This window comes from Streptomyces sp. NPDC026417 (assembly GCF_055567695.1).
In genome coordinates this window covers 374574-399873 of sequence record NZ_JBVHPY010000002.1, presented here as the reverse complement: position 1 = coordinate 399873, position 25300 = coordinate 374574, and the positions used below count along the sequence as shown (strand labels likewise).

25 protein-coding genes and 2 pseudogenes are annotated in these 25300 nt (G+C 71.1%); 16 read left to right on the top strand and 11 right to left on the bottom strand.

Features of this window, described 5'->3' with window-relative positions; translation table 11 throughout:
- Positions 1-268 precede the first annotated feature (268 nt).
- On the top strand, positions 269-607 hold the full coding sequence (locus tag ACZ4NT_RS04505; protein WP_121409339.1) for a MerR family transcriptional regulator: 339 nt from the start codon (positions 269-271) through the stop codon (positions 605-607).
- A 198-nt stretch (positions 608-805) separates the two neighbouring features.
- Here ACZ4NT_RS04505 and ACZ4NT_RS04500 read toward each other — a convergent pair whose 3' ends face one another.
- Complete coding sequence (locus ACZ4NT_RS04500) at positions 806-1387, bottom strand: DUF1360 domain-containing protein (RefSeq protein WP_467723335.1); 582 nt, start codon at positions 1385-1387, stop codon at positions 806-808.
- A 344-nt stretch (positions 1388-1731) separates the two neighbouring features.
- A complete protein-coding gene (locus tag ACZ4NT_RS04495) occupies positions 1732-2160 on the bottom strand; it encodes a helix-turn-helix domain-containing protein (RefSeq protein WP_467723333.1) in 429 nt (142 codons plus the stop codon).
- A 96-nt stretch (positions 2161-2256) separates the two neighbouring features.
- Between ACZ4NT_RS04495 and ACZ4NT_RS04490 the strand changes: the two genes are divergently transcribed.
- The 4 genes and pseudogenes from ACZ4NT_RS04490 (at position 2257) to ACZ4NT_RS04475 (ending at position 6496) form a co-directional block, all read left to right on the top strand.
- Positions 2257-2619 carry a DUF4180 domain-containing protein gene (locus tag ACZ4NT_RS04490; protein WP_467723332.1) on the top strand — a complete coding sequence of 121 codons (363 nt, stop codon included), beginning with the start codon at positions 2257-2259 and terminating at the stop codon, positions 2617-2619.
- Between the two features lie 169 nt (positions 2620-2788).
- Positions 2789-4024: a PP2C family protein-serine/threonine phosphatase gene (locus tag ACZ4NT_RS04485; RefSeq protein WP_467723330.1), complete on the top strand. Its 1236-nt coding sequence runs from the start codon at positions 2789-2791 to the stop codon at positions 4022-4024.
- Positions 4025-4258: 234 nt separating this feature from the next.
- Positions 4259-5188, top strand: a pseudogene (locus tag ACZ4NT_RS04480) (ADP-ribosylglycohydrolase family protein); the annotation flags it as partial.
- Between the two features lie 567 nt (positions 5189-5755).
- Positions 5756-6496, top strand: coding sequence for a class I SAM-dependent methyltransferase (locus ACZ4NT_RS04475; RefSeq protein WP_467723328.1), 741 nt, complete (start codon positions 5756-5758; stop codon positions 6494-6496).
- A gap of 273 nt (positions 6497-6769) precedes the next feature.
- Here the strand turns inward: ACZ4NT_RS04475 and ACZ4NT_RS04470 are convergent, their stop codons facing one another.
- Positions 6770-7243: a hypothetical protein gene (locus ACZ4NT_RS04470; RefSeq protein WP_467723326.1), complete on the bottom strand. Its 474-nt coding sequence runs from the start codon at positions 7241-7243 to the stop codon at positions 6770-6772.
- Positions 7244-7413: 170 nt separating this feature from the next.
- Here ACZ4NT_RS04470 and ACZ4NT_RS04465 point away from each other — a divergent pair.
- Positions 7414-7491: pseudogene (locus ACZ4NT_RS04465) on the top strand (PadR family transcriptional regulator); the annotation flags it as partial.
- A gap of 275 nt (positions 7492-7766) precedes the next feature.
- Here ACZ4NT_RS04465 and ACZ4NT_RS04460 read toward each other — a convergent pair.
- Together ACZ4NT_RS04460 and ACZ4NT_RS04455 are read right to left on the bottom strand one after the other, a co-directional pair.
- Positions 7767-8705 carry an NADP-dependent oxidoreductase gene (locus ACZ4NT_RS04460; RefSeq protein ID WP_121409520.1) on the bottom strand — a complete coding sequence of 313 codons (939 nt, stop codon included), beginning with the start codon at positions 8703-8705 and terminating at the stop codon, positions 7767-7769.
- A gap of 105 nt (positions 8706-8810) precedes the next feature.
- Positions 8811-9449: an HD domain-containing protein gene (locus ACZ4NT_RS04455; protein ID WP_467723324.1), complete on the bottom strand. Its 639-nt coding sequence runs from the start codon at positions 9447-9449 to the stop codon at positions 8811-8813.
- A 142-nt stretch (positions 9450-9591) separates the two neighbouring features.
- Here ACZ4NT_RS04455 and ACZ4NT_RS04450 point away from each other — a divergent pair, with 142 nt between their 5' ends.
- Together ACZ4NT_RS04450 and ACZ4NT_RS04445 are read left to right on the top strand one after the other, a co-directional pair.
- Positions 9592-10554: a GlxA family transcriptional regulator gene (locus ACZ4NT_RS04450; RefSeq protein WP_467723323.1), complete on the top strand. Its 963-nt coding sequence runs from the start codon at positions 9592-9594 to the stop codon at positions 10552-10554.
- Positions 10555-10847: 293 nt separating this feature from the next.
- The gene (locus ACZ4NT_RS04445; protein WP_467723321.1) at positions 10848-11288 is read left to right on the top strand and encodes a hypothetical protein; all 441 of its coding nucleotides are present in this window, start codon (positions 10848-10850) and stop codon (positions 11286-11288) included.
- 102 nt (positions 11289-11390) lie between these two features.
- On the opposite strand, the gene ACZ4NT_RS04440 is transcribed toward ACZ4NT_RS04445, so the two are convergent.
- Positions 11391-11747: a metalloregulator ArsR/SmtB family transcription factor gene (locus tag ACZ4NT_RS04440; protein WP_121409330.1), complete on the bottom strand. Its 357-nt coding sequence runs from the start codon at positions 11745-11747 to the stop codon at positions 11391-11393.
- A gap of 143 nt (positions 11748-11890) precedes the next feature.
- Complete coding sequence (locus tag ACZ4NT_RS04435) at positions 11891-12265, bottom strand: hypothetical protein (RefSeq protein ID WP_121409329.1); 375 nt, start codon at positions 12263-12265, stop codon at positions 11891-11893.
- Between the two features lie 506 nt (positions 12266-12771).
- Here ACZ4NT_RS04435 and ACZ4NT_RS04430 point away from each other — a divergent pair.
- On the top strand, positions 12772-13224 hold the full coding sequence (locus ACZ4NT_RS04430) for a flavodoxin family protein (protein ID WP_467723319.1): 453 nt from the start codon (positions 12772-12774) through the stop codon (positions 13222-13224).
- Positions 13225-13416: 192 nt separating this feature from the next.
- Here ACZ4NT_RS04430 and ACZ4NT_RS04425 read toward each other — a convergent pair whose 3' ends face one another.
- Complete coding sequence (locus tag ACZ4NT_RS04425) at positions 13417-14871, bottom strand: alpha/beta hydrolase family protein (RefSeq protein ID WP_467723317.1); 1455 nt, start codon at positions 14869-14871, stop codon at positions 13417-13419.
- A gap of 404 nt (positions 14872-15275) precedes the next feature.
- Between ACZ4NT_RS04425 and ACZ4NT_RS04420 the strand changes: the two genes are divergently transcribed.
- Together ACZ4NT_RS04420 and ACZ4NT_RS04415 are read left to right on the top strand one after the other, a co-directional pair.
- On the top strand, positions 15276-16568 hold the full coding sequence (locus ACZ4NT_RS04420; RefSeq protein WP_467723315.1) for a sensor histidine kinase: 1293 nt from the start codon (positions 15276-15278) through the stop codon (positions 16566-16568).
- A gap of 3 nt (positions 16569-16571) precedes the next feature.
- A complete protein-coding gene (locus tag ACZ4NT_RS04415; protein ID WP_467723313.1) occupies positions 16572-17234 on the top strand; it encodes a response regulator in 663 nt (220 codons plus the stop codon).
- Between the two features lie 142 nt (positions 17235-17376).
- On the opposite strand, the gene ACZ4NT_RS04410 is transcribed toward ACZ4NT_RS04415, so the two are convergent.
- Positions 17377-18018, bottom strand: coding sequence for a TetR/AcrR family transcriptional regulator (locus ACZ4NT_RS04410; protein ID WP_467723311.1), 642 nt, complete (start codon positions 18016-18018; stop codon positions 17377-17379).
- Between the two features lie 84 nt (positions 18019-18102).
- Between ACZ4NT_RS04410 and ACZ4NT_RS04405 the strand changes: the two genes are divergently transcribed.
- Positions 18103-18840 (top strand): SDR family NAD(P)-dependent oxidoreductase, encoded by a 738-nt coding sequence (locus tag ACZ4NT_RS04405; protein WP_467723309.1) that lies wholly within the window; start codon positions 18103-18105, stop codon positions 18838-18840.
- A gap of 144 nt (positions 18841-18984) precedes the next feature.
- Here ACZ4NT_RS04405 and ACZ4NT_RS04400 read toward each other — a convergent pair whose 3' ends face one another.
- The gene (locus ACZ4NT_RS04400) at positions 18985-19890 is read right to left on the bottom strand and encodes an AurF N-oxygenase family protein (protein WP_467723307.1); all 906 of its coding nucleotides are present in this window, start codon (positions 19888-19890) and stop codon (positions 18985-18987) included.
- Positions 19891-20133: 243 nt separating this feature from the next.
- Between ACZ4NT_RS04400 and ACZ4NT_RS04395 the strand changes: the two genes are divergently transcribed.
- Positions 20134-21027 (top strand): SDR family NAD(P)-dependent oxidoreductase, encoded by an 894-nt coding sequence (locus tag ACZ4NT_RS04395; protein ID WP_121409322.1) that lies wholly within the window; start codon positions 20134-20136, stop codon positions 21025-21027.
- A 94-nt stretch (positions 21028-21121) separates the two neighbouring features.
- Here ACZ4NT_RS04395 and ACZ4NT_RS04390 read toward each other — a convergent pair whose 3' ends face one another.
- The gene (locus ACZ4NT_RS04390) at positions 21122-22024 is read right to left on the bottom strand and encodes an AurF N-oxygenase family protein (protein WP_467723305.1); all 903 of its coding nucleotides are present in this window, start codon (positions 22022-22024) and stop codon (positions 21122-21124) included.
- 442 nt (positions 22025-22466) lie between these two features.
- Here ACZ4NT_RS04390 and ACZ4NT_RS04385 point away from each other — a divergent pair, with 442 nt between their 5' ends.
- The 3 genes from ACZ4NT_RS04385 to ACZ4NT_RS04375 are packed head-to-tail and all read left to right on the top strand — an operon-like array spanning position 22467 to position 25043.
- Positions 22467-23483 carry a 3-oxoacyl-ACP synthase III family protein gene (locus tag ACZ4NT_RS04385; protein WP_467723303.1) on the top strand — a complete coding sequence of 339 codons (1017 nt, stop codon included), beginning with the start codon at positions 22467-22469 and terminating at the stop codon, positions 23481-23483.
- 43 nt (positions 23484-23526) lie between these two features.
- Positions 23527-23823, top strand: a complete 297-nt coding sequence (locus ACZ4NT_RS04380; protein WP_121409320.1) for a phosphopantetheine-binding protein — start codon at positions 23527-23529, stop codon at positions 23821-23823.
- Positions 23820-25043: a beta-ketoacyl-[acyl-carrier-protein] synthase family protein gene (locus ACZ4NT_RS04375; protein WP_467723301.1), complete on the top strand. Its 1224-nt coding sequence runs from the start codon at positions 23820-23822 to the stop codon at positions 25041-25043. Before ACZ4NT_RS04380 ends, ACZ4NT_RS04375 begins: the two co-directional genes overlap by 4 nt.
- Positions 25044-25300: the final 257 nt, after the last annotated feature.

The following is a 25300-nucleotide window of genomic DNA, read 5'->3' as shown; positions in this document are numbered from 1 at the left end:
TCAAGAGGGAAGAACGGAGGAGCGAAACGCCATCAGGATCGCCCGGACGAATTGCCTTGAGTCCGGGTACCGCAGGACATCGATAGTGAGGTGGTCTCCGGTCACGCAACCGCGATCCCCGCATCCCCGGCAGTATTTCGGTCGGGTCGGCGGAAACAACAGGCCGGTGCAGTATCAGGGCCGGCAGATGGTGTAGCAGTTCCTTCGGGGCCCTGGTGCCGTACGGCACCAGGGCCCCTCGACGCGTGCCACAGAACAGAGAGGTGCAATGACAGCAGACGATGCATTCGGCCGTCTCGAAGACGACGACTACCCCGCCTACACCATGGGACGGGCCGCCGAACTCCTCGGCACCACCCAGAGCTTCCTGCGTGCCGTCGGTGAGGCCCGCCTCATCACCCCGCTGCGCTCCGCGGGCGGACACCGCCGCTACTCCCGCTACCAGTTGCGCATCGCCGCCCGCGCCCGGGAACTCGTCGACCAGGGCACCCCCATCGAGGCCGCCTGCCGCATCGTCATCCTCGAGGACCAGCTCGAAGAGGCCCAGCGGCTCAACGCGCAGTACCGCCGGTCCGCCGCATCGGCCAACCCGATGACCGCCGCCTGACGGTCCGTGCCGTTCCCCTGATCGCCTGCTTCCCGACTTCCGGCCCGCCTGCTGCCCCGTCGGTTCATCGGGCCGGGGGCACCCGGCGGGCCGTGGCCGTGCTCGCAGGGCCGGCGACTTGGCCTCCCGTAGAGCTCATGACTCTGCGGGGGCGGTGGCGGGCCGGCCCCGCTGCAGTCGGCGACCGGGGCCGCGCCCTCAGCCGTCCACCCGCTGCTGGGTGAAGCTCCACGCGTACTGCAGCCAGTCGGAGATCACCACGGCGCTCAGGCCCGCGGCCACCAGCCGGGTGGCGTCGGGCGCGGCCACGTACCCGCAGACCAGACCGGTGGCCGCCCAGGTCGAGGCGCAGAACGGGCAGGCCGCGAGCTCACCGGCGGCCTGCCCCACCGGGGAGGTCAGGCGCGGCTCGTCGACCACCTCGCTGCCGCCGGCCGCCTCCCGGCGCCGGGTGAAGGGCGCCCGGAGAAAGCTGGTGATCTTCCCCTTGGTCACCAGCCGGGACACCTTGTAGGTGGCGGTGCCCAGCACCAGCAGATCCCACGGCGGCACCCCGGAAGACGGCAGCGGGCGCCCCGACCTGCGCAGCGACAGCGCGGCCAGCCCCGTCGCCGCACCGTAGAGGCTCGCGAGGACGGCGTAACCCCCGAGGGGAACCGTCCCGCCAGGCGCGTACGGGCCGCCGCCTGCCCGGCCGTCCGCGCCGTCTGCCGGCCGCGTGTGGGCACAGGAGGGCGAACCGCCACCGGTCCCGCTCTCGTCGGCCGCGCCGAACACCATGGGTTCCTCCTGACTCCCCGGCCGATCGCCGGGTCCGTTCCTGACCGTGAGCGGCTTGCCCGCCGCCGGACCGCGCCAGGAGGAGTCCCGACGTCGGCCGACCGGTCCGGGCGAGGACCGCCAGGCGCCGAGTACCCGGATCGGGCCGCCGAAGCAGTCCGGAGGGGTGGCAAACCGCACCCGGTCGGCGGTGAGGCCGTGGGCGGCCCGCCGGAGCGCCCTGCCGGGGTGGTGCCTGCCCCCGGTCCGCGGTGAGATCGTGGGCGGCTCGCCGGATCAGCCTGCCGGGGCCGCAACCGCCCTCAACCAGTGGTGGGCGCGTCGGCGGCCCGTGCCCGCGGCGCTCAGGCGTGAGCCACTGCGTCCACGTACTCCAGCAGCCGCGCGGTGTCGGCCGGGCCGCCCAGAATGACAACCTTCATGCGCGCCCGCTCCTCGTCGTACACCGTCTCCACGCGCAGCGGCGGCTCGCCGGGATCCCGGTGCGCCGGCGCCGCCGTGAGCAGGGTGGACACCCGGCCGGCCGTCTCGGCGTCGATCGCATCGATCTCGACGACGCTGCAGACCTCGACCCGCCGGTGCCGTCCGACGGTCTCCCGCGCCGGAGCGGGCACGGGGCGCCCGGTGAACGCCTCGATGTCCTCGTGCGTGATCCGGTACTGCTTGCCGATCTTGACTGCCTTCAGGTGACCGTCGCGCACGTACTTGCGCACGGTCCGCACGTGCAGCCCCAGCCGCTCTGCGACCTGATCCACGGAGTAGAGACGTTCCATAAACGCACCTTAAGGCATCGATCAGGTCCTCTCTTCACGGAGCGATAGGGAAGTAATCGGTCGTTTGCTGTCCGGGCACGCGTTAGCCTGGTCGGCATGACCTCCCTGGAAGAGATCCACGACGTCCCCGTGCTGACGTGCACCGCCGAAGGAGCGCCCGTCGCATCCGAGCGGGACGCTCTGGACCTGATCGGCGACGCCTCCTACCAGGGCGCCCGATGGGTCGTCCTCCCCGCCGAGCGCCTCGCCGAGGACTTCTTCGTCCTCCGCACGCGCACCGCCGGGGCCATCGTCCAGAAGTTCGCCCAGTACGACATGGGCCTGGTCGTCCTGGGCGACATCTCCCGCCATACGCAGGCCAGTTCGGCGCTGCGGGACTTCGTCCGGGAAAGCAACCGCGGGCGCCGGCTGTGGTTCCTGACGGACAGAGCCCAGCTGGCGCGGCGCCTGCTGGGCTGAGCGACCCCGCGCTCCCGCGGAGAAACGGCCGGGCCGCCGACGCAGGCACATCGCGGCCCGGTCCCGCGCGAACGCACGGCAGGGGCGTCTTGCCCTTGACCGCCACGGATTGACGTGCCCTTTCACGACTCCCAAGCTGGGGGAGGGGCTGGTGAAAGGGACCGCGGTCGTGCGTGATGGACAGGGTGGCCTCCCCCTGGTGCTGACAGCAGCCGAGGCGGCGGCACCCGTGGACGCCGTGGACGTGGTCGCGGATGACCTGCGGCGGCGTTTCAGGGCCACGAAAGTCTCCTTCCTCATCGTGGACCTGACCGGGAAAGCCGTGGCACGTCTGTCCACCGCCCCCGTAGAGGGAGGGCGACAGGCGGAACGGATCCCCCTGTTCGGCAGTGCCTACGAAGAAGTGATCCGCACCCAGCGCCTGTACCAGGAGTCGACCGGCCGAGAACAGCGGGTGATCATGCCGGTCACCAACCGGGGGGACGCGATCGGGCTGCTGGAACTCCTGCTGCCGACCGAGCCCGGCGATCGGATCCTCGATGAGATCGGGGAAGCCGCCCACCTCCTGGCCTACATCGTGATCGCCAACGGGCGGTTCACCGACCTCTACACCTGGGGCAAACGGTCCAGGCCCCCCACCCTGGCAGCGGAGATCCAGTACCAACTGCTGCCCCCGTCACTGTCCTGCGAAGCAGCGCAGTTCACCCTGTGCGGGAACCTGGAGCCCTCCGAAGGCCTCAGCGGCGACACCTTCGACTACATCCTGGACCGTGACGCCCTGCATCTGTCCGTGACCGACCCCATGGGCCACGACATCCAGGCCGCCCTGGCCGCAACCGTCCTGGTCAGTGCCCTGCGTGGCGCCCGCCGGGCAGGAGCCGACCTGGCCGAGCAGGCCCACCGGGCCGACCAGGCCCTCATCGACCACGGCCAGGGCCACGCCACCGGACAGCTGCTGCGCGTCGACCTCCGCACCGGGCGGGCCCAGATCGTCAACGCCGGCCACCCCTGGCCTCTGCGCATGCGCGAGGGAACCGTGGAGATGGTCACCTGCGCGGTGGACCACCCCTTCGGGCTGTCCGAGTTCGTTCCCCACCCCTACCGCGTCCAGGACCTCGACCTGCGCCCCGGAGACCGTCTGCTCATGTACACCGACGGCATGCTCGAACGCCACGGGGAGCAGGTCGACCTGCCCGCACTCCTCAAGCAAACCCGGGACCTTCACCCGCGGGAGACCGCGCTGATACTGACTTCCGCGGTCCGCGACGCCGCCGACGGCCGGCTGGAGGACGACGCCACGGTGATGTGCCTGGACTGGCACGGCCCTCAGGAGACCCGGCGGCAGGTCAGCTCCGGAGCGGACACCCGGCGAGCCTCGGCCGCCCGCCCGAAGCGGCAGCCGTGACCGGAGCGTCTCCATGCGCTTCGCTCACACGGGCATGATCACGTCGTCGTGCAGGGTGGGGTGTACGGGCGAAGCGAGCATCTTCCGGCGGCTGCGCGAATTCCGCGACACCTTCAACGAGGCGGAATCACCGGCGCGGCCGGAGATCCTGCCGCCGGTTGGCATAGGGGAGCAGGCCGGTGACGGGGTGCGGGCGGGCAATGCCGTGGCGCCGTCGGGGGCAGGGTTGGCAGGATGGCGGCGATGCCCACTGAATCCTTCTCCCTCGACCTTCCCGACTCCCCTTCCTTCGACCACCGTTCGGCCGCTCGTGACGCTCTGCGCGGGCTGGCGGTGGGCGACGCCTTCGGTGCCCAGTTCTTCGTACCCGAGAATCTCCCGTGCCTGCGGGAGCGCCGGCTGCCGCCCGCCGAGTGGCCGTGGACGGACGACACGGAGATGGCCTGCTCGGTCTTCGACGTCCTGCGCAGCCGCGGCGCCGTCGACCAGTACGACCTGGCGTACGGCTTCGCCCGCCGGCACGACTTCGACCGAGGCTACGGTCCGGCGATGAACAGGCTGCTGCGGCTGATCCGTGAGGGCGGACGGTGGGCGGAGCTGGCCGCGGGACTGTTCGACGGCCAGGGGTCGTGGGGCAACGGGGCCGCGATGCGCGTCGCGCCCCTGGGCGCCTGGTTCGCCGTGGACCCGGGTGAGGCGGCTGCCCAGGCCGGACGGTCGGCGCGGGTGACACACACCCACCCGGAGGCGGTGGCCGGGGCCGTCGCGGTCGCGGTGGCAGCCGCCTGCGCCGCAGGCGGGCGCGTACGGCCGCTGACCGGAGCCCAGTTGCTCGCCGAGGTGGAGGAACTGACCCCGCCCGGACGCGTCCGCTCGGGCGTGGCCGAGGTACGCCGGCTGCTGCAACAGCCGCACGCCGAGTACGCGGCGCATCGCCTGGGCAACGGACGGCAGGTGAGCGCGGTGGACACCGTGCCCTTCGCCCTGTGGTGCGCGGCCCGGCACCTCGAGGACTTCGAGGAGGCGCTGTGGGTGTGCGCATCGGCCGGCGGGGACGTGGACACCACCTGCGCGATGGTGGGCGGCATCGTCGCCTCACGGGTCGGCACGGCGGGGATCCCCGCAGCATGGCGGGCCGCATGCGAAGCGCTGCCCGACTGGGTGAGTGAAGACGCTCTCGGCGAGGACCTCGGCCGCGCCGCGCTCCGCCGCGAGATGACACCGCTGCACCGCCCCGAACCCATACCGGTCCCGGACCTGGAGTGGAGCCCCGGGCAGTGGCAGCGAGTGAAGCACGGCATCCGGGCACGCAGCATGGACGAGAAGTGGAACGCCTACCTGGAGGGCGACCAACTGGCGCTGCACCGCAGCTGGACCGGACGCGGGATCTACCGGCTGACCGTGGCCGAGGGGCGGGCCGGCCGGTGGCGGCCGGTGGCCGCGCTGGTCGAAGCGGACCCGGAGCGCTACCGCCGCCGCAGCGGGGAGACGGAGAGCGCCTTCCTGGAGGTCTTCCTGCGCAGCTGGTACATGGACGACACCCGGCCCGAACTGTGGCAGCGCTACCTGGAGTTGCGGCGAGCGGAGCCCGCTCCCGGACCCGCCGTCGGTGAACGCACGTAGGGCTCGTCCGGCGGATGACGGGCCGAGCCGGGGATCGGACCTGGGCGAGGGCCGGCCAGTGCCCTCATCGTGTTGACCGTCCCCGGCAGGCAGTGCTGGAGTCGGCACGTGGACAGCATCCCCGCCAACCGGCGGCTCTGGAACCGGATCAGCAGCGCCTACCAGCACGAGCACGACCCGCAGATCGGCGCCACACCCCGGCTGTGGGGCATGTACTCCATCCCCGACGCGCACCTGCACGCCATGGGCGACGTCACCGGCAAGCGCGTCCTCGAACTCGGCTGCGGCGCCGGCCAGTGGTCCAGGGCGCTCGCCGCCGAGGGCGCCACCGTGGTCGGGCTCGACCTGTCCGAAGCCCAACTCGCCGCAGCAGCCGACGCGATGGGAGCGGCCCGTTACCCGCTGGTGCAAGGCGCCGCCGAACAACTCCCCTTCGCCGACGGCAACTTCGACCTGGTGTTCTGCGACTTCGGTGGACTCAGCTGGGCGTCCCCGCACCTGGCCGTCCCGCAGGCCGCACGTGTCCTGGGCCGGGGCGGGCGCCTGGTGTTCAACGTCGCCAGCCCATGGTTCGAAGCTTGCTACGACGAGGCCGCCGGCCGCGTGACCACGACGCTGCAGCGGGACTACTTCGGGCTGAACACCATCGCCGAAGGCGACGGCGCGACCAGCTATCAGCTCACCTACGGCGACTGGGTCAAGGTCCTGCGCGGCGCGGGTCTCATCATCGACGACCTCATCGAGCCGCGGCCCGAACTCGGAACACCCAACGGTTACAACGAAACCGACCCACCCGACTGGGCACACCGCTGGCCGGCGGAACTGCTGTGGGTGACCCGCAAACCGTAAGTCCCGGCGCGCCGAGACGTGCCGGCCTCCCCTCGCCGGACAGGCGCCAGGAGCTCCCGCCTCCGTGCTCAGCGACGGGACGGCGCCGGCCAGCTGCCGAACCCGACGTGATTCCCCGACCAGCTCCGCTGCCTGACGGGCTGGCCGACCGGCCCGGGCAGACCCGGGCTGCTCGAACCGGGGGGCGTGCACCGTGCACATCGCCGTCCCGGCCATTGCCAGGCGATCAGCGTCGCCGCGGCGGCCGGGTCGTGGCGGGGGAGGATGTCGAATTCACGGCGTGGCAGGGGCCAGGCCGCCCACGGTGTAGGTGTCATAGATGTCGAGGAGGTCCTCCTCGGCATCGAGCAAGACGTCAGGAGGCATGCGGCACACCAGCGCCGACAGCCGAGCCAGCGCGGCCAGCCCCGGCCCTGCATCGCGCTTCACCAGCGGACTCGCGTGGGGCCATTCGTCCTTGAGTTGCGCGAAACAGTCGCGTCGTGAGTATTCCTCCGGTACTTCCGCACGGTCGTCCCGGACGTGCCAGAGCCCCTGCGTGGGAATCGGCCGACAGGCGCGCACGACGCGGCGACGCGACGGCGAGTCCAGCTCCTCCCAGGACTTCGGCAGGACCAATCCGCCCAACGCCTCCCACGCCAGTGCCTCCGCCTCCCCCAGACGGTCAGTCGCCAGGCCGACCGCTGTGAGGGTGTAGGGAGGCTCGCCCCGCCATACGAGCGTGTAGACGATCTCTGAACGGGTCATTCGATGCACACCCTTGTATATCCGATGAAGTCGTCGTCGTGGTCCCGCATCGACGGCCGGATCGCGGGCGACACCATCTGAGCACGGGCCGAGTACCTCTTCGGACAGCCCACCAGAACGCGGGACCCGGCCCGCGACGGCTACAGCCTGCACTGCCTCAAGCCCCACCGGTGACGAAGCGCCCGTCCGGGGTCGGCCCGCCGCGCACGTTCCACGCGCTCAACGACGCCGGACGCGAGGAGCTGGCCCCTGCTCCCCGGGATCGTCGACTTCTTCGAGGAAGGCGCCGCCGCGGGCAAGGGTCCTGGAACTCGTCGGCACCGACGTCGCCGCGCTCTGCGACGACCTGGTCGAGGACTCACGCACCCACGCGGCCTACCAGGAGTCCCTCGCCAGGGAACCCGGTACGGCCGGGAAGTGACGCCTGCCGCTCCGTCACCAGTTGGGCGTGGTGGCCCGCGGTTCGGCCCGCGGTACTCGCGGGCCGAACCGGCCCGCGGCCCGAGTGCGGACAGCCGTCGCGTCAGGCGCTCTCGTCCTGCTCTCCTCCGAAGACCTGAATGATCGTGCGGCCGGCGACGCGCTGACCGGAAGTGAAGGTCTCCGCTGCCTCGGTCAGCGTGCGGACGGCGCCGACCCGCACGGTGAGCCGTCCGTCCCGGAGCCGCTGGGCAAGGTCCGCAAGGCGCGCACGGTCGGGTTCCACGACGAAGAAGACGGCGCGCCCGTCTTCCGGGCGCACGGCGGGTGGGTGGGCGATGGTGACGAGTGTGCCCCCCGCGCGCACGAGCGGCGTCGAGCGGGTGAGGATGTCGCCGCCGATCACGTCGAATACGACGTCGACCTCGCCGGCGTCTTGAAGCGGTTCCGTTTCCAGGTCGAGGAAGGCGTGAGCGCCGAGGCCGAGCACCACGTCCTTGTCTCCTGAGCGGCCTGTGCCGATCACTCGGGCTCCCGCTTCGCGGGCGAGTTGGACGGCGATGGAGCCGACGGCGCCGGCGGCGCCGTCAATCATGACGGTCTGGCCTGCGGTGAGGCGTGCGTGGTCGAACAGTCCCTGCCAGGCGGTCAGCCCGGAGATCGGCAGGGCGGCCGCCACGGTGTGCGGGATGTCGGCGGGCAGAGGGGCGAGGTTGCGGGCCTCCACGGCGACGTACTCGGCGAGTGAGCCGTTGCGGGTCCAGTCGGTCAAGCCGAAGACCCGCTGGCCGACGGTGAGACCGGTGGTCCCGTAGCCGAGTTCCGTCACGACGCCGGAGACCTCGTGGCCGGGCACGCTCGGGGTGCGGTCACGGTTGGCGCGGTCGGTCCAGGTGGCCGGCCAGTCCAGCTCGCCCCGGGTGAAGCCCGCCGCGTACACCTGTACGACGACGTCGTTCTCGGCTGCATGAGGGTGGGGAAGGTCCTCCAGGCTCAGCCCGCTGAGGCCGGCTTCGCGGTCCCGGACGGTAAGGGCTCGCACCATCTTTCCTTTCTGAGTGTGGGTACAGACGCGGCGCGACGGCTCGTGCGGCCACGGCCGAGGCGAGCAGCGTGCGGGCTCACTGGCTCCCGCACGCCTGCCGGGTCAGTGCGGCCAGGGAGCATCCATGACGCGCTCGACCATGGACACCCGTCGGAAGCCGGGAACGAAGTGCTCCAGAACGTCGGCGTTGACGGTTCCGTAGGTCGTATCCGGGCGATGCCGCAGGCCCTCGACGAACGCGTGCAGAAACTCCTTCTTGAAATCTCCGCGCGGATGAGCGGAGACGATTTCCTCCACCCGGTAGTCCTCCAGCCGGGCGAGTCCCCAGCCGATGGCATCGGTCAGCACGCCGAAATTCGTGGCGGCGATCTCCCCGCCCATCCTGCCGGGGACACCCGGTGTGGTGTGCAGGGCGATCGCCGCCCAGACCACCTCTCCGGCGCGCTCCGGGAAGCCGCGGTCGAGGAGGAACTTCCGTGCGTGGTCCGCGCCGTCCATCTCGAAACGCTGTTCCGTGTCGGAGAACGGCGTCAACAGCCCCGCGTCGTGGAACATCGCCGAGATGTAGAGCAGTTCCGGGTCGGCCCGGATCTCCATGATCCGCGCGTGCAGGGAGCCGAAAAGGAAGACGCGCCGGGAGTGGTGGAAGAGCAGGGGGCTCATTGTTTCCCGAAGAAACGCCGTGGCTTCGGCGACGGCCGGGGTGTCGGGAATTTCCACCCCTGCGATGATGTCGGTCATGGTGTCCGTGCTTTCCGGTGCGGTGTGTGCGGGTGAGGCAGCCGTTCTCCACGATGGCGACCTTCCGGTCCCCGTCGCTGCAGCGGTTCGGCCGTGACCCCCTCGAATCCAGCCATACGGGGATGGGAATGTGACCTGCGACATGCATCGGGTAGCGATCCTTGTCTACGACGGGGTCAAACTGCTGGACGTCGCCGGACCGGCAGATGCATTCGCTGAGGCAAATGGACTGGGTGCCGACTACCGGATCGCCCTCATCTCGACGACCGGCGCCGACATCGTCTCCTCCATGGGTGTACGGATCGCCGCCGACGGTGACGCCGCCTCGCAGCCGGACCCCCATACCCTGCTCGTGCCCGGGGGAGACGTGTACCCCCGCACTCCCGTCACGCGCGATCTCGCCGACGCCGCACGCAACCTGGCGGCCAGGTCGGGCCGCGTCGCCTCCGTCTGCTCCGGCGCGTTCGTCCTGGGGGCCGCGGGTCTTCTCGACGGCAAACGGGCCACCACCCACTGGAAGATCACGAGCGAGCTCGCCGCCCGGTATCCGAAGGTCCATGTCGAACCCGATGCCATCCACGTCCGCGACGGCACCACCTACACCTCGGCGGGCGTCACCGCAGGCATCGATCTGGCGCTGGCTCTCATCGAGGAGGACAACGGCCCCGACGTCAGCCGGGAGGTGGCCCGCTCCCTCGTGGTCTACCTCCAGCGCTCAGGTGGCCAGTCACAGTTCTCCGCGCCTCTGCAAGGACCCCCGCCCCGCTCACCCGCTCTGCGCGGCGTCGTCGACCGGGTGACGGCGGACCCCACGGGCGATCACTCACTCACCGCGCTCACCGCACACCTGCACATCAGTCCCCGCCATCTGACGCGGCTGTTCCGGGAGGAGCTGGGCACCACGCCCGCCCGATACGTCGAATCGATCCGGTTCGACATCGCGAAGTCACTCCTGGACCAGGGATACACCGCGACGCAGGCAGCAGCGCTGGCAGGCTTTCCCGGCTACGAGAGCCTGCGCCGCGTCTTCGCACGGGAGCTGTCCCTCAGCCCCGCGGCCTACCAGCGCCGCTTCGCCACCGCCCGGCGGACTACGCCCCGGTAGCGAGAGGCATGCACCGAATGCGCGAGGTGGTCCGCGCCGACCTGATCCTCAACGGGCGACGGACCTGCCCGAGACCTTCTCGACCCGTGTGGCGGAACACAGCGGAGCCGAGGCTGCCGGCGGAAGCGGATGGACTGCGGCGGCGCACGCCCCACCGTGACAGTGGTGACAGGACAGTGACGAAACGCCCCACAACTATCGGCGGGCACCCCGGGTCTCCTTGTGCGTGGACGGCAATGACCCGCCGTGCACCGCGAATTGAACTCCTCTCAGACCACAACAGGGGGAACCAAGTGAAGTCGACCCGCCGTAAGGCAGCCACCGCCACCGTCCTGGCCGCACTCGCACTGGGCGGCACGCTCGCCGCGACCACACCGGCCTCGGCGGCCACACCCACCCAGTACAACGGAGCCTGTGGCGCCGGCTACGACGTCATCAGGGCCACGCCCATCCGCTCGTCGCAGTCCACCATCCCCGCCACCACGTTCGTGACCTACAACAGCAGCGCCGGCAAGGTCTGCGCGGTCACCGTGCGCACCAACCCCGGTGCCCGCGTCTTCATGGAGGTCACGCTCGACACCTGGCCCTACAGCAGCGGCGAGGCCAAGGACTCCGGCTCCTTCACCAGCTATGCAGGCCCGGTCTACAAGGACGTGCCCGACGACGGGCAGTGCCTGACGTGGAGCGGCGCGATCGACATCTACTACAACTCCGACAACGGCAACTGCACCTGACCGACCGGCCGCCCACGCGCGGCACAGCTCCTTGTCCCACGGGCCCGGACGCCGCGACGACGAAAGTCCCGGCGACCGGGCCCCGGTGCGGGAACGCACTGGTCAGGGCAGCGGGGGAGCCGGCACCGGCGGTTCCGAGTGGCGCAGCTCGGCCAGCAACTCGTTCTGTCCGGCAATGAGTTCGGTCAGGATCCGGCGGGCGGCGCGGAGCAGTTCGGCGACGTCACCTCCCGCCAGCGCGTAACTGACCGTAGATCCCTCCCGGATCGACACCACGATCCCGGAGCGGCGCAACACGGCCAGCTGTTGGGACAGGCTGGACGGTTCGATCTCTATCTCCATGAGCAGATCCCGCACCGCGACGGGCCCACCCTGAAGCAGCTCGAGGACTCTGATGCGCACCGGGTGCCCCAGCATGCGGAAGAACTCGGCCTTGGCCTGATAGAGGGGGACCTGCACGCTCGCTCCCTACCGCTCACGGGTCCTGTGTCCGTCACGATCCTGGCGACTGCGGGCTCCGTACGCCCTGGTGATGCACTGATGTGGATGTGCCGAGATGAAGAAATCTTCAATTCATGGGCATGCAAAACCGGACGTCACAGCTACAACTCGAGGTCCGCCTCGATCCGCTTGAGCTGGTGGCGGGCCATCGCGAGGTTGGAGCGCCCCCGGTCCAGGACGAGGTAGACGAACAGCCCGCTGCCCTGGCGCCCCTTCACCAGCCGGATGAGGTGGTACTGGGTTCCCAGCGTGATCACGATGTCCTCGATCTCGCCCTTCAGTCCCAGGTGTTCCATCGTGCGGACCTTGGCGCGGATCACGTCGGTGTTGCCCGCGGCGGCAACGGACAGATCGAGATCCTTGCCTCCGCCCAGCGTGCCGAGCGCCATACCGCTGGTGTAGTCGACGACGGCTGCGCCCAGCGCCCCCTCCACAGCGGTCATCGTCTCCTTGAGCGAGATTTCCACGTTCGTCATGGCGGTCCTCCTGCGGCTTCTGCCGGTTGCACGGGTCCGAGTCCTCCGGCCCCGTTCGTGCCCCGAACCGTACGGAGAGGGTCCCTCGTGCGGGTGACACCCTTCGAACCTGGCGCACGGAGTTTCAAAAGGTGTGAAAGGGTGCCGCACTTTGATCACATGGGAGGCGGAGGCTGACCGGTCCGAGGTCAAGTTCTCTGCAGCGGTGGAAAGTTGAGGCCCGGAACCTTGCCTCGCGGGGCGGGAAGCCGGTGTCGGGCGGTCCCCGCAGGCCGCGGCGCCGTCCGCCGTGGCGGACGACTGACGGGATCGGGGTGGATGTGCACGTACTCGCCCGCGGGCCCGGGTCCCGAGGCCGCCGCCGGCACTCACCGGAACGTGCGCCCCTGGCCGCCCACCGGAAGGTGTGGCCGGCGGCCGCCCACCGGACGGGGCGCCCGCGGCCACGGGGGTCCACGTGCGTCGCAGCTTGCGGCGGGGCGCCCGAGCGGGCAGGGTTCGATGCCGTGCCCACCTTGCTGATCGTCCATCACACGCCCTCGCCGAACTGCCAGGCGATGTTCGAAGCGGTCGTCCAAGGGGCGACGGCACCGGAGATCGAAGGCGTGCGTGTCGTGCGCCGGGCCGCCCTCGCCGCCACCGCGTCCGACGTCCTGGCCGCCGACGGCTACCTGCTGGGTACGCCGGCCAACCTCGGCTACATGTCCGGCGCCCTCAAGCACTTCTTCGACCAGGTGTACTACCCCTGCCTGGACGCCACCCGTGGCCGCCCGTTCGCCTACTACGTGCACGGGGGCAACGACGTCACCGGCGCCGTACGCGGCATCGAGGCGGTGACGACAGGCCTGGGCTGGCGTCGCGTGGCCGACACGGTGACCGTCACCGGGGAACCCGGCAAGGCGGATGTGGAGGCCTGCTGGGAACTCGGCGCGACGACCGCCGCAGGCCTCATGGAGTGAAGCCCGCCGCGGGCCCCGGGCGCGGGGGACCGTGAAGGCTCCCACCGGCGCACATCGGGTTCGCCACCGGACGAGGACCTGTCGTACCGGCCGCGAGCGGTCCGTCCGACCGGTACCGGCGCCGGAGCGCACCGCCGATGCGGCCGGAGCACGCGTGTCCGACACCCGGGGCAGTTGATGCCGGCGAGGCGCTCAGCCGCCGCTGCCCGGACGGTGGACGGTCAGGTCGCCGTAGGACGACAGCACGCCGGGCAGGTCACCTGGTGTGTGCCGCAGGGTGGTGTCCAGGAAGGCGAGAGAGGCGGCGGCGACGACCCGCGGGCTCTCGGTGCGGCCCAGGGATCCGACCAGTGAGGGCACCGGCGGCAGATACAGGGGGGCGTCCATGAAGGTGAGGTGCGCGGCGCCGGGGACGGTGAGCCGGTAGCTCGTCGCGGTGCCCAGCTTGAGGACCTTGGTGAGGCGGGGCAGGTACCGCGGGTCGGTCTCCGGGGTGATGGCCTGGGTGAGCGCGAGCGTCGGCTGGTGGAGGGAGGGGGAGAGGGGGCCGTGCGGGTAGCCGTCCAGATCGACGACGGCGTCGAACCGGCGGTCCTGCCGGGCGGCCTGCAGCGCGGCGGCACCACCCATCGAGTGGCCGGTCACCGCGACCCGGCCGGTGTCCAGGCGTCCACTCAGCGGGCCGGTGAGCTCCCCCCGGTCCAGCCGGCCCAGTTGGGTGAGGACGAAGCCGAGGTCGGCGGCCCGGACTCCCGTCCAGCGGGCCCCCAGGCGCTCGTCCTTGTCCCGGTCACCGGTGGACGCGAGCGTGGTGGTGATCGTTCGGCCGTCGGCGAGGACGACGGCGGCGGAGTCGTAGGGATGGTCCAGGGCGGCAACCACGTAGCCGTGACTGGCCAGTTCCTCCGCCCAGGCGGTGTTCTGGGTGCGCACTCCGCCGGCCCCGGGAGAGAACAGCACGACGGGGAACCGTCCGCCCCTGCCGGCCACCGGGGCGTCGAAGACCGCACGGGTGCGGGCCCGCGGGACGTCGTCGAGGAGGAAGCCGGGCAGGCCGGCGTAGCGCGCGAGGGCGCCGGAGACGGTGCGCGCCTCACGCTGCGTGCGCCCGAGGTACGGGGCCCGCTGCACCCCTGCCGGGCTTGGCCGCGCGGGATACCAGAGCTGGACCACGACCGTGCGCCGGTCGTGCGGGTCGGCGGTGAAGCTCTCCGCGCGGTGCGGGTCGGTCCACTGCATCACGCGGGTGCCGACCGCGAAGGTGCCCGACGGCTCGGGGAACACCGGCACCGGAAACGCCCAGGCGGCCACCGGACCCGCAGCGATCAGGCCGACGCAGGCAGCCGAACCCGGCAACGCCAGCCACCATCGGGCCCGCCGCACCGGCCGGCCGCCACGGCCGCGCAGCACCGCAGAGACCGCGAAAGGCAGCGCGAGCACAGCACCGCCGAGTACCGGCAGCATCTGCCAGCGCATCCCTGCCACGCCCAGCACGATCGCGGAGAGCACGAAAGCCGTTCCGGCCGCCACCGTGACGCGCGGACGGGTAGCGGGCGGAAGCCAGCGCGCCATCACCAGAGCGAGGGCACCCAGCACGACACACAATTCCAAGGGGGACAGGTACAGCCCCGTGATGATCTCGGTCACCCGGCCATCCTCGGTTCACGGCACGCGCTGCCACATCGCCCTCCGGTCGCCACCGTGTGCACCCCACGTCGCACCCCCAGGCCTGTCCCTCGTCCGACCGCGGTCGCACCCGCGCGGGTCGCCGCTGCGACCGCAGTCGCCATCGAACACCCGGTTCAGCGGCCGCCCTTGCGACCACGGGAGGTGGCAGCACTCATCCTGGGGTCGTATCCCGCCCCGCCGCCCTCGGTCCGTGGACCCATGCGCACCGCCGGACCGCCGCCTACCGTGACAGGACCGCGGAACGTACGCGCCCCCACCGGGCGGTGTGGGACTCGACGCTTTCCGTGCCCGACCCGGCTCCGGGCGCACACGGCGGTGGCGCCGGCCGCCACGATGTCGCTGAATCGATGAGGAACGGTGTGATGACCGAGGCCGCCGCGCAGACCGGCACCGCCGACCAGGCCCGCCGCCGGGCCAGGGTGCGGCGGTCCAGGACAGCAGCACCGCTGACCGAAGACACCGCCCCCGGCTACGCGCGAGCGGCACGCGCGGTACGAGGGGTGCGTGCCGTCCGCCGCCGGGCCCTGCGGCTGCCGCCCGTGCTGTGGGACTCGCTGGTGCCGGCGCTGCTCCTGGCCAACATCGTGACCACGGCCGCGCCGACGGGGCTCCCGGTGGCCGCGACCCTCACCGCCGCCCTCGCGCTGCCCCTGGTGTGGCGCCGCCGGGCCCCGTTCACCGTGTTCGGCGTCGTGACAGCCGCGGCCTTCGTCCAGTGGCTGGCGGACGTCCAACTGTTCGCGGACATCGCCCTGTTGGTGGCCCTGTACACGGTGGCCGCCCACTCGGGCCGGCGCGGCACACTGATCGCCGGCGCCATCGTGCAGACAGGGGTCGTGCTGGCCTGCCTGAGCTGGGTACCGGACGGCGCGTTCCTGACCCCCTTCGTCGCGGCGACGGCGATGGTCCTCGCCGCCGCCGTCCTGGGCGTGAACGTGCGGACCAAGGTCGACTACCTCGCCGCCCTGGAGGAACGGGCCGCACGCCTGGAGCAGGAACAGGAGCAGCAGGCGCGACTGGCCGCCGCTGAGGAGCGGGCTCGTATCACCCGGGAGATGCACGACATCGTCACGCACAACCTGTCCGTCATGGTCGCACTCACCGACGCCGCCCTCTATGCCCAGCACCGGTCGCCCGACACTGCGACCACCGCCATGGCCCAGATCTCCGAGACCGGCCGGCAGGCTCTGACCGACATGCGGCGCTCCCTGGGCGTGTTGTCCGCCGACGAACCCGACGCGGAGCGCCACCCGCTGCCCGGCATCGCACAACTGGACGCTCTCGCCGACCAGATGGGCCTCGCTGGACTACGTACCCGCTTGGAGGTGCACGGCGCCACCGCCGGCATCCCCGCCACCGCACAACTGACCGTCCACCGCTTGGTGCAGGAAGCCTTGACCAACACGCTCAAACACACACCGCCCGGCACCCACGCCGACGTCCGGGTGTGCTGCTCGGCCCGGACCATCACCGTGCACGTCACCGACAACGGCCCCGGCCCGCCCCCACACGCCGCCACGCCACCCGGCCACGGCATCCCCGGCATGCGCGAGCGCGCGGCCGCCTACGGCGGACACCTGCACGCCGGACCGCTCGAGGGCGGCGGCTGGGAAGTCCGTACCCGCCTCCACCTCACCCCCACCGCAGAGGCGTGACGCGTGACGATCCGCATCCTGATCGCCGACGACGAAGGTCTGCTCCGCATGGCCTTCCGTACGGTCCTGGAAGCCCAGCCCGACATGGCAGCGGTCGGTGAGGCCGCGGACGGCTCGGAGGCCGTCCGCCTCGCCCGGGAGCTGCGCCCCGACGTCGTCCTCATGGACGTCCGGATGCCCGGGACCGACGGGATCGAGGCGACCCGGCAGGTCGTGCGGCTCTCCCCGCGGAGCCACGTGCTGATCCTGACCACCTTCGACCTGGACGAGTACGCCTTCGCCGGACTCAAGGCCGGGGCTTCGGGCTTCTTGCTGAAGAACACCAGGCCCGAGGAACTGCTGGCCGCGATACGCAGCGTGGCCGCGGGCGACGCGACGGTCTCCCCGCGGATCACCCGCCGCCTGCTGGAGAAGTTCCGCACCCACATCCCCGACGTGGGCAGCGCCGGCCGCGACGAGCGGCTGGGCCGGCTCAGCGCCCGCGAGCGTGAGGTGCTCGTCCAGGTCGGCCGCGGTCTGTCCAACTCCGAGATCGCCGCCGCCCTGTGCCTCGCGGAGGCAACGGTGAAGTCCCATCTGGGGCGGGTCCTGCGCAAGCTCGGGCTCCGCGACCGGATCCAGGCCGTGGTCTTCGCCCACGAAAGCCGCCTCGTCCCCCCGGCCTGAGGCAGCCCGGACCGAGGAGACGCCAGCCCCTTCCACGACACGCAGCACGAGGCCGGGACCCGAATCCTCATCGACCTGCGTCAGAGCGGGTTCGGCGCGCTGCCCGGCGCTGTCCGGCGGAACGTGTGACCGGAAGGCCAAGTCAGTTCTCGCGGGCCGGGCTGCGCCCGGTTGCGAGGCGCTTGTGCCCCTGGGGTGCAGGCAGGACCGCCAGCGCGGTGTCTGCGATGCCTCGCAGCGTCTGCGGGTCCAGGCCGGCCTTGCCTACCGCCTCGATACCGCGGACCACCGTCAGCACCAGCGCCGCCAACCGCTCCGGATCCGCAGCGCTGTCGATGTCGCCGTGGCGCTGGGCGGCGCTGATCTCCGTCCGGAGCAGGCCCAGCAGCGCCGTCATGGTCTCGGCCGACCGCCCGGCGACCGTCGGATCGTGCTGGGCCAGTTCCGCCGCGCCCTTGGCCAACAGGCACCCGCGGCGTTCGGTGTCGGAGGCGGTGTTCTCGGCCATCAGGTGCACATATGCCGACAGCCGGGCCATGGCCTCCGCATCCGGGCCACCCGCCAGCCGTCCTTCGGCCACCTCGACGACTGCGGTGCACCAGTCGCCGAACACACGGTGGAACAGCTTGCCCTTGTCGCCGAATGCGCCATACAGGCTGCCCTTGCCCAGGCCGGTCGCCCGGGCGATGTCGTCCATCCGGGTTCCGGCGTAGCCCGTCGCCCAGAACTGTTCCCGGGCCTGCTCCAGGACGTGGTGTTCGTCGAATGCGCGTGGTCTCGGCATGACCTCAGGCTAACCATTCTTGACTCGATCGTCCATTACTGCCTACGTTATGGACGATCCATTCCACAACTGATGGGGTTCGACATGCCAGGCGTACTGCAGGAGAAGGTGGCCGTGATCACCGGAGGGACCAGCGGGATCGGGCTGGCCATCGCCCACCGCTTCGTCCGGGAGGGGGCACGGGTCTTCGTGACCGGCCGGGACATCGACCGCCTCGAAGCGGCCGTCGAGGAAATCGGCCCTGCGGCCACCGGCATACGATCCGACGTCTCGGTCCCGGCCGACCTGGACGCGCTCTACTCGCGAGTCCGTGACGAGGCCGGGCGCATCGACGTGCTGGTCGCCAACGCCGGAATCGTCGCGGACGCCGCGCTCGGCGCCCACACCGAGGCGAACGTCGACCTGACGCTCGCCGTCAACGTCAAGGGCCCACTGTTCACCGTCCAGAAGGCGCTTCCGCTGCTGGCGGAGAACGCCTCCATCGTGGTCGTCGGATCCAGCAACAGCGTGCGGCCCAATGAGCAGCTCGAGGTCTACAGCGCTTCGAAAGCGGCGCTGAGCAACCTCGTACACAACTGGGCCCGGCAGTCGCGGCAGCGCCGGTTCCGGGTCAACGTGCTCAGCCCAGGACCCACGCGGACCCCTGGCCTGCTGGGCGCCGCCGGGGCGGACGTCGACCGGTTCGCCGAGGCCGTCGTGCCACTGGGGCGGCCGGCCGACGCCCAGGAGATCGCCGAGGCCGCCCTCTTCCTGGCGTCGGACGCCTCGTCGTTCGTCACCGGCGCCGAACTCTTCGCCGACGGTGGCTACGCGCGGGCCTGAACGACGGCCGGTGGCACGCATCCGGTTCCCCGCCCCGTGGGGATGCCGACAAGCCAAGCAAGGGCAGTCATGGGATCCGCCGGACACGACCTTGCCTGGGGGGCGTGTGACCGACACGGCTCGCTACGCCGTTCGCAGGCCGGCTCACCGCATCAGCCCGGATCGCCTCCACAAGGGCCGCTGGGCCCGGCCGATCATGCCGACCTCCGTCAGGAACGCGATCAGCTTCTCCCCGCTCCACAGCAGCGTCTGCCGGTAGTGGGGGTTGCTGCGTGCCTGCCGTCGGGCCTCGACGGGATCGAGACCGACCGCGCGGTAGATGCCCGGGTCCAGCAGACACGGCACGTCCAAGGAAGCGGCCAGAGCGGTCAGCTGGCGGTGGACAGCGCGGCGGGACACCGAGGCCCGTGCCACCGCGCTGCGCAGCTCGGTGCGGGCGAAGCTCACGTGGCGGGCCTCCTCGACGACATGGATGTGACAGATCCTGCGGATCAGAGGCTGTACGCGTTCGTCGCGCGCGATCTCCCGCTGGAACCGGTCCAGGACCTCCTCGGTCACGAGCGTGAGCGCGAACGTGGTGAGGTCCTGGAAGGCCATGCTGCCCACCGCGAACACATGGCGAAGGTAGGCGGGCGGCCCGTAGTCAGGACAGTCCAGCTTCCGGTGCAGCAGCCCGAACATCGTCACGTGCCGGGTCTCGTCCCCGATCTCGTTCAGGGCGTAGTGCGTTCGCGGGTCCTTGAGATCACGCGACGCCAGGTACCGCGCCAGCATCTGGATCAGGCACAACTCCAGCCAGCCCCCCACTCCGGCGAGACTGGCGAACTCGTGCCGCGACAACTCGATCCGCTGCCGCTCGTCCATCCGCTCCCACAGCGGCGTGCCGTACAGCGACAGACGCTCGGGCACGCAGAACCATGCCCCCTCCTGCAGGGGTGCTTCCCAGTCGATGTCCGCCATGGGGTCGTACGAGTGGGAGGCAGCGCTGCGCAGCAGGCGTCGCGCCAGGGCCTCGGGAGTCTGGGGCTGCGGCAGGGGCTGGTGGGTCATGACGTGTCACTCCTTCAGCGGCCCGCTCGCCCGGGGCGGCGAGGCTGTGCGGGTCTTGGAATCTACGGCCGACGGATCTGCGAGTGGGGGATCCACGGCGGCGGGGGAGTTGAGTCGCCGGAGTGCCCGCCCGCACACCGACGCGCCGGTCCGTTACCGAGCACGGCCTCGAATGTTCGGCACAGTGAGTGCCGCACACCATGCAGCACGAAGAGCGGACGAAGGTGTTGGGGAGGCCCGCCCATGGGGCGCACCGTCATGGTCACCGGAGCGACGAGCGGAGTGGGACGGGCAACCGCATTGCGGCTTGCCGCAGCGGGCTACGACGTGTTCGCCACCGCACGCAGCGCGGAGAAGGCCGAGAAACTGCGTGCTGCGGCGGCGGAGCGCGGAGTGCCGCTGAGTTGCGTCCTGCTGGACGTGGCGGATCCCTGTTCCTGCCGGGACGCGTTCGAGCAGGTCGCCGAACGGAGCGACGGTGGTCCGTGGGCCCTGGTGAACAATGCCGGCATCCCGCTGGCCGGGGCGGTGGAGGACATCGGTGACGACGCCGCCCGCCACCTGCTGGAGGTCAACCTGCTGGCTCCCGCCCGTCTCGCGCGGCTCGTCCTGCCGGTGATGCGGCGCCGGGGGGAGGGGCGCATCGTCAACATCTCCTCGCTCGGCGGACACGTCACCGCTCCCGCCATGGGCTGGTACTGCGCGAGCAAGACCGCCCTGGGAGTCCTCAACGACGCGCTGCGGATGGAGACGGGACCCGGCGGAGTGCACGTCGTCGTCATCGAGGGCGGCGGATACGCGACCGGCATCTGGGAGAGGGCCGCCGACGGTCTGCAGAGGCTGGCGGTGCAGGAGCGCTCCCCCTTCGCCGCGCTGTACCGGGCCGCCGAGGGGCCGCTGCGGGCGGCGGTGAAGCTGCCGCCCCCGGAACCGATGGCGCACGCCGTCCAGCGGGCACTGGACGCCGACCGCCCCCGGGCCCGGTACATCGTCGGAGCACGGACCCGGGTGGGGATCGCGGCCGACGCGCTGACGCCCTGCCGGGCCGGGGACCACGTCAAGCGCGTCGCGCTGGGGGCATCCCGTGCGCACCCGCTGCTGGAGCACCTCGCGCACCGCTGGTGCAGACCGTGGTGACACAGGCCGTGGTGACCCGGGCACGTCCGTCGCGATGCGGTGCGGCGGCGTGAGGCTCGTCCGTCGCGATGCGGTGGTGCGGCGCACGCAGCGTTCAGCGCAGGAGACCTGCCCGGCGCCACCAGTGCCGCTGCCAGGGGCCGATCATCCCCACGTCCCCCAGGAAAGCGACGAGTTTCTCACCGCTCCAGCGCAACGTCTCGCGGTAGTGCGGGTTGCTGCGGGCCTCCCGGCGGGCGCGGACGGGGTCGAGGCCGACCGCGCGGTAGACGTCACGGTGGAGGCGCTGGCCCAGCGCCACGAAGGCGGACACCGCGGTGAGCTCCCGCTGGAATGCGAGACGAGTCGCAGATGATCGAGCGGCCGCGTGCAGGAGCTCACTCCGGGCGAAGCCGACATGGCGAGCCTCTTCGACGACGTGCAGGCGACAGACCTGCCGGACAAGAGGCTGGACGCGTTCGTCCCGGACGATTTCCCGCTGCAGCTGGTCGTTGACCTCCTCGATCACCAGAGCAAGGGCGAAGATGCTGAGTTCGCTGTACAACGTGCTGGCATGGGTGAACAGCCGGTGTACCGCAGGCGGCGGGGTGTAGGTGCGGCAGCCCATGGCGTGGACCATCCGGCCGAACATCACCGAATGCCGTGTCTCGTCCGCCACCTCGGTCAGCGCATAGTGGGTGCGGCTGTCCCCGAGATCCCGGGAGGACGCCATGTGCCGGGCCAGGAGCTGGATCAGACACAGCTCGGTCCAGATACCCGCGCTCATGAAACTGGCCATCTCGTGCCGGGAGAGCTCGATGCGCTGCCGCTGGTCCATCTCGTCCCACAACGGCGTGCCGTACAGCGACAACCGCTCGGGGCAGCAGAACCAGGCCCCTTCCAGCACGGGGGTGTCCCAGTCGATGGTCGCCGAAGGCTCGTGAGAGCCGGAGGCGCGCAGCAGGCGCTGCGCCACCCTGTCCGGGTCCTGCACGCGCGGCGGGGGGCGGTCGGCCATGATGTGGTTCGCTCCTTCGGATCGGTTCCCGTCCGGCCCCGCACGAGGGCCGGCAACCTCTTCGATGCCGGCGCGGCGCCCGCGATCGCCCCTGGGCCCCCGGTCCGCAGATGCCGTTCGCTTCCGCATCACGGACCGGGCCGCTCCCACGGCGTGCGCACCGGGCACCAGGAGCAGGGAGTTGAGAGTCGGATGTGGGAGCAGCGAGCGCAACAGCCGGGAAGTGAACGGTCACGCACGCGCCCCGCACGTGAATGACCGGCAGGGCTGAAAGGCGCCTGGCCATATATATACGCACACCACCGCATCACGGTGATGGACCGCCCGCCTTCTGAATGAATCTCGGCCCCGGTTGCCGCCGTGTCGGCGCCGAATACGCGCGGCTGTCCGCTCCGTTGCTAGCTTGACGCAGGTGAGCGACCTAAGAGCGTGCCTCGCGGGTGTGACTGCCCACCTGCCCGAGCGGTGGGTCACCATGGCCGAACGGGAAGCCCAGATCACCGCAGCCAGCGGGGGATTCACCCCGCCTCCAGGACTGCTGACGCTGCTGACAGGCGTGGAGGGCGTGCACCTCATCGGCGAGGATCAGCAGGCGTCCGACCTCGCGGCAGGCGCCGCGCGCAAACTCCTGGCCGACCGCGGCGCCGCACCCGACGACATCGACCTGATGATCTTCGCGGCGGCAAGCCAGGACATGTCGGAGCCGGCGACGTCGCACATCGTGGCCGCGAAGCTGGGCCTGAGCTGCCCTGTCTTCGATGTGAAGAACGCCTGCAACAGCGTGCTCAACGCCATCGAGATCACCCAAGGACTCATCGCCTCCGGGCAGTACCGCACCGTGCTCATCACCTGCGGCGAGGCGCCCTCGCTGTACACGCGACTGCAGACCCCCAACGCCGCGGCCTTCGCCCGGTCCTTTCCTTCCTACGGCTTCTCCGACGCCGGAGCCGCTCTCCTGTTCACGGCCGAGGAGGACACCGCCGCCATCCCCGCACAGGCCCGCGGCGTACTCGGGAGCCGCTTCGCGGCCGACTCCGCCACCTGGGAGTCCGCCACCGTCCTTCACGGCGGGACGCGCACCGTACGCCGGCCGCCGCACGAGGAGACGGCCTACTTCCAAATGGACAGCACGCGCATACGCGAAAGCCTGCGCCTTCTGAGCCGGACCCAGTTGCCCCCTCTGCTCACCGAACTCGGCCTGGACATCGCCGACTTCTCCTTCATCGGTGTGCACCAGGTGTCACTCGCCGACCTGGACGACCTGTGCGCGGCGGGCTGGGGGATCCCGCGGGAGAAGCTGGTTGTCACCCTTCCCCGCCACGGCAACGTCGCCTCCGCGTCCCTGCCGCTCCAGCTCTCCATGGCCATGGAGAGCCAACTCGCCGCCCCGGGCGACCTGGTGGCGCTCCTCGGACTGGCGGCGGGCAGCAGCGCGGGCCTGATGGTGATCCGGTTGTGAGTCGCACACGAAGCAAGCACCCCACCGATGCGAGGAGCAACTGATGACCTCTCTCTACGAACCGATCAAGACCGCCCTGGTCACCCACTTCAACATTCCCGAGGACACCGTCCGAGCCGACAGCACCCTGGAAGACCTGGGCATGGACTCCCTGGCCGTCGTGGAGCTCATGTGCGTCCTCCAGGACGAGCTGGGCTTGCGCGTACCCAGCAGCGACGACGCCCTGAAATCGCTGCGGGCCACCTTCGGCGAGGCCGTGACCGCCGTGGAACAGGCCCAGGAACCCGCACCGGCCCACAGTCCGGGCCCGGCCGCTGCCGCCCCGGTCTCCCCGGCATGAGCGGCAGCGACATCGCCGTCACGGGCATCGGCCTCCTGACCCCCGCCGGCACGGACGTCGAGAGCAGCTGGCGAGGAGTGTGCTCCGGCGAACCCACGGCCGCCGTCGACCCCGACCTGGGCGACGTCCCCGTCCCCCTCAGCTGCCGCGTCCCCGGCTTCGACGCCAAGGCGCTGCTCGGCCGAGAAGTGTGGCGCACGGACCGCTTCGTCCACCTGGCTCTGGCCGCCGCCCGGCAGGCTGTTGCCGACGCCGGGCTCGATCCCGCTGCCTGGGACGGTGCCCGCGTCGGAGTCGTCGTCGGGGTCGGTACCGAGAGCAAGGACACCAGCGTCGCGGCCCTGCGCAAGTTCACCGACCACGCGTACGAGACGCTGTCCCCGTTGACCGTGCCCCGCTCGACCGTGAACGCCGCCGCAGCCGAAATCTGCATCTCACTGGGTGCGTACGGCCCGAGCATGGCGGTGACCACGGCCTGCGCCTCGGGGGCAACCGCGCTGGGCACCGCCCGGGATCTGCTGCTGGCCGACCGCTGCGACATCGTCCTCGCCGGCGGCGTCGAGGCACCGTGCCACCCCCTCACCTCCCTCTCCTTCTCCCAGATGGGCGCCCTGTCCACACGCGTACACGACCCGCGGGGCGCCAGCCGCCCCTTCGAGGCGGACCGTGATGGATTCGTCCTCGCCGAAGGCGCCGGCATGCTCGTGCTCGAACGCGCCAAGGACGCCCGAGCCCGCCGCGCCCCACTGCACGCCTACTTCTGCGGTTACGGCACCTCCACCGACGGCCACCACTACGCGGCCGCCCACCCCGAGGGTGTCGGCTTCGAACGGGCCTTCACCGCGGCACTGGCCGACGCGGGCCTGCAGACCGCCGACATCGCCCACGTCAACGCTCACGGCACCGCCACCCCGATGAACGACCGCATCGAAGCCCTCGCACTCGGCCGCCTCTTCAACGGCCATCCGCCTCCCGTCACGTCCACCAAGGGCGTCACCGGCCACACCCTCGGAGCCGCCGGGGCCATCGAAGCCGCGCTCGCCGTCCTGACGCTGCGGCACCAGACAATTCCCCCCACCGCCAATTTCGACCGACCCGACCCGGCCATCGACCTCGACGTCGTCGCCAAAACCCCCCGTCCCTGCCGGATGGAAGCAGTGATCAGCAACTCCTTCGGATTCGGCGGACACAACGCCGTACTCGTCCTGCGCCAGGCCTGAGCGCTGCTCCCACGACGAGGCCCGAAGCCCGGGCTTTCCATACGGGCGTCAACTCCCGCCCGAGCAGCGTCAGCCACGTCCATGCGCACCCTTCGGCCTGCCGACGGTGGCACCACCCCGAGCGCGCCGGGCGGGCGCCCACCACCAGGAGATACGCGAGTGCCCGAGCCCCGCCGCACCCCGTTCACACGGCGAGGCGCTGCGGCGCCGGCCTGAAAAGTAGGGATCGCCGCGGTGTACCACGCCCCCAACAGCCC

Excerpts from the sequence above, each read along its gene's own strand:
- ACZ4NT_RS04470 (WP_467723326.1), bottom strand. The coding sequence starts at position 7,243 with ATGACCCGTTCAGAGATCGTCTACACGCTCGTATGGCGGGGCGAGCCT.
- ACZ4NT_RS04420 (WP_467723315.1), top strand. The coding sequence starts at position 15,276 with ATGACCGAGGCCGCCGCGCAGACCGGCACCGCCGACCAGGCCCGCCGC.
- ACZ4NT_RS04395 (WP_121409322.1), top strand. The coding sequence starts at position 20,134 with ATGGGGCGCACCGTCATGGTCACCGGAGCGACGAGCGGAGTGGGACGG.
- ACZ4NT_RS04495 (WP_467723333.1), bottom strand. The coding sequence starts at position 2,160 with ATGGAACGTCTCTACTCCGTGGATCAGGTCGCAGAGCGGCTGGGGCTG.
- ACZ4NT_RS04410 (WP_467723311.1), bottom strand. The coding sequence starts at position 18,018 with ATGCCGAGACCACGCGCATTCGACGAACACCACGTCCTGGAGCAGGCC.
- ACZ4NT_RS04390 (WP_467723305.1), bottom strand. The coding sequence starts at position 22,024 with ATGGCCGACCGCCCCCCGCCGCGCGTGCAGGACCCGGACAGGGTGGCG.
- ACZ4NT_RS04380 (WP_121409320.1), top strand. The coding sequence starts at position 23,527 with ATGACCTCTCTCTACGAACCGATCAAGACCGCCCTGGTCACCCACTTC.
- ACZ4NT_RS04500 (WP_467723335.1), bottom strand. The coding sequence starts at position 1,387 with ATGGTGTTCGGCGCGGCCGACGAGAGCGGGACCGGTGGCGGTTCGCCC.
- ACZ4NT_RS04375 (WP_467723301.1), top strand. The coding sequence starts at position 23,820 with ATGAGCGGCAGCGACATCGCCGTCACGGGCATCGGCCTCCTGACCCCC.
- ACZ4NT_RS04490 (WP_467723332.1), top strand. The coding sequence starts at position 2,257 with ATGACCTCCCTGGAAGAGATCCACGACGTCCCCGTGCTGACGTGCACC.
- ACZ4NT_RS04455 (WP_467723324.1), bottom strand. The coding sequence starts at position 9,449 with ATGACCGACATCATCGCAGGGGTGGAAATTCCCGACACCCCGGCCGTC.
- ACZ4NT_RS04405 (WP_467723309.1), top strand. The coding sequence starts at position 18,103 with ATGCCAGGCGTACTGCAGGAGAAGGTGGCCGTGATCACCGGAGGGACC.
- ACZ4NT_RS04435 (WP_121409329.1), bottom strand. The coding sequence starts at position 12,265 with ATGACGAACGTGGAAATCTCGCTCAAGGAGACGATGACCGCTGTGGAG.
- ACZ4NT_RS04450 (WP_467723323.1), top strand. The coding sequence starts at position 9,592 with ATGCATCGGGTAGCGATCCTTGTCTACGACGGGGTCAAACTGCTGGAC.
- ACZ4NT_RS04505 (WP_121409339.1), top strand. The coding sequence starts at position 269 with ATGACAGCAGACGATGCATTCGGCCGTCTCGAAGACGACGACTACCCC.
- ACZ4NT_RS04400 (WP_467723307.1), bottom strand. The coding sequence starts at position 19,890 with ATGACCCACCAGCCCCTGCCGCAGCCCCAGACTCCCGAGGCCCTGGCG.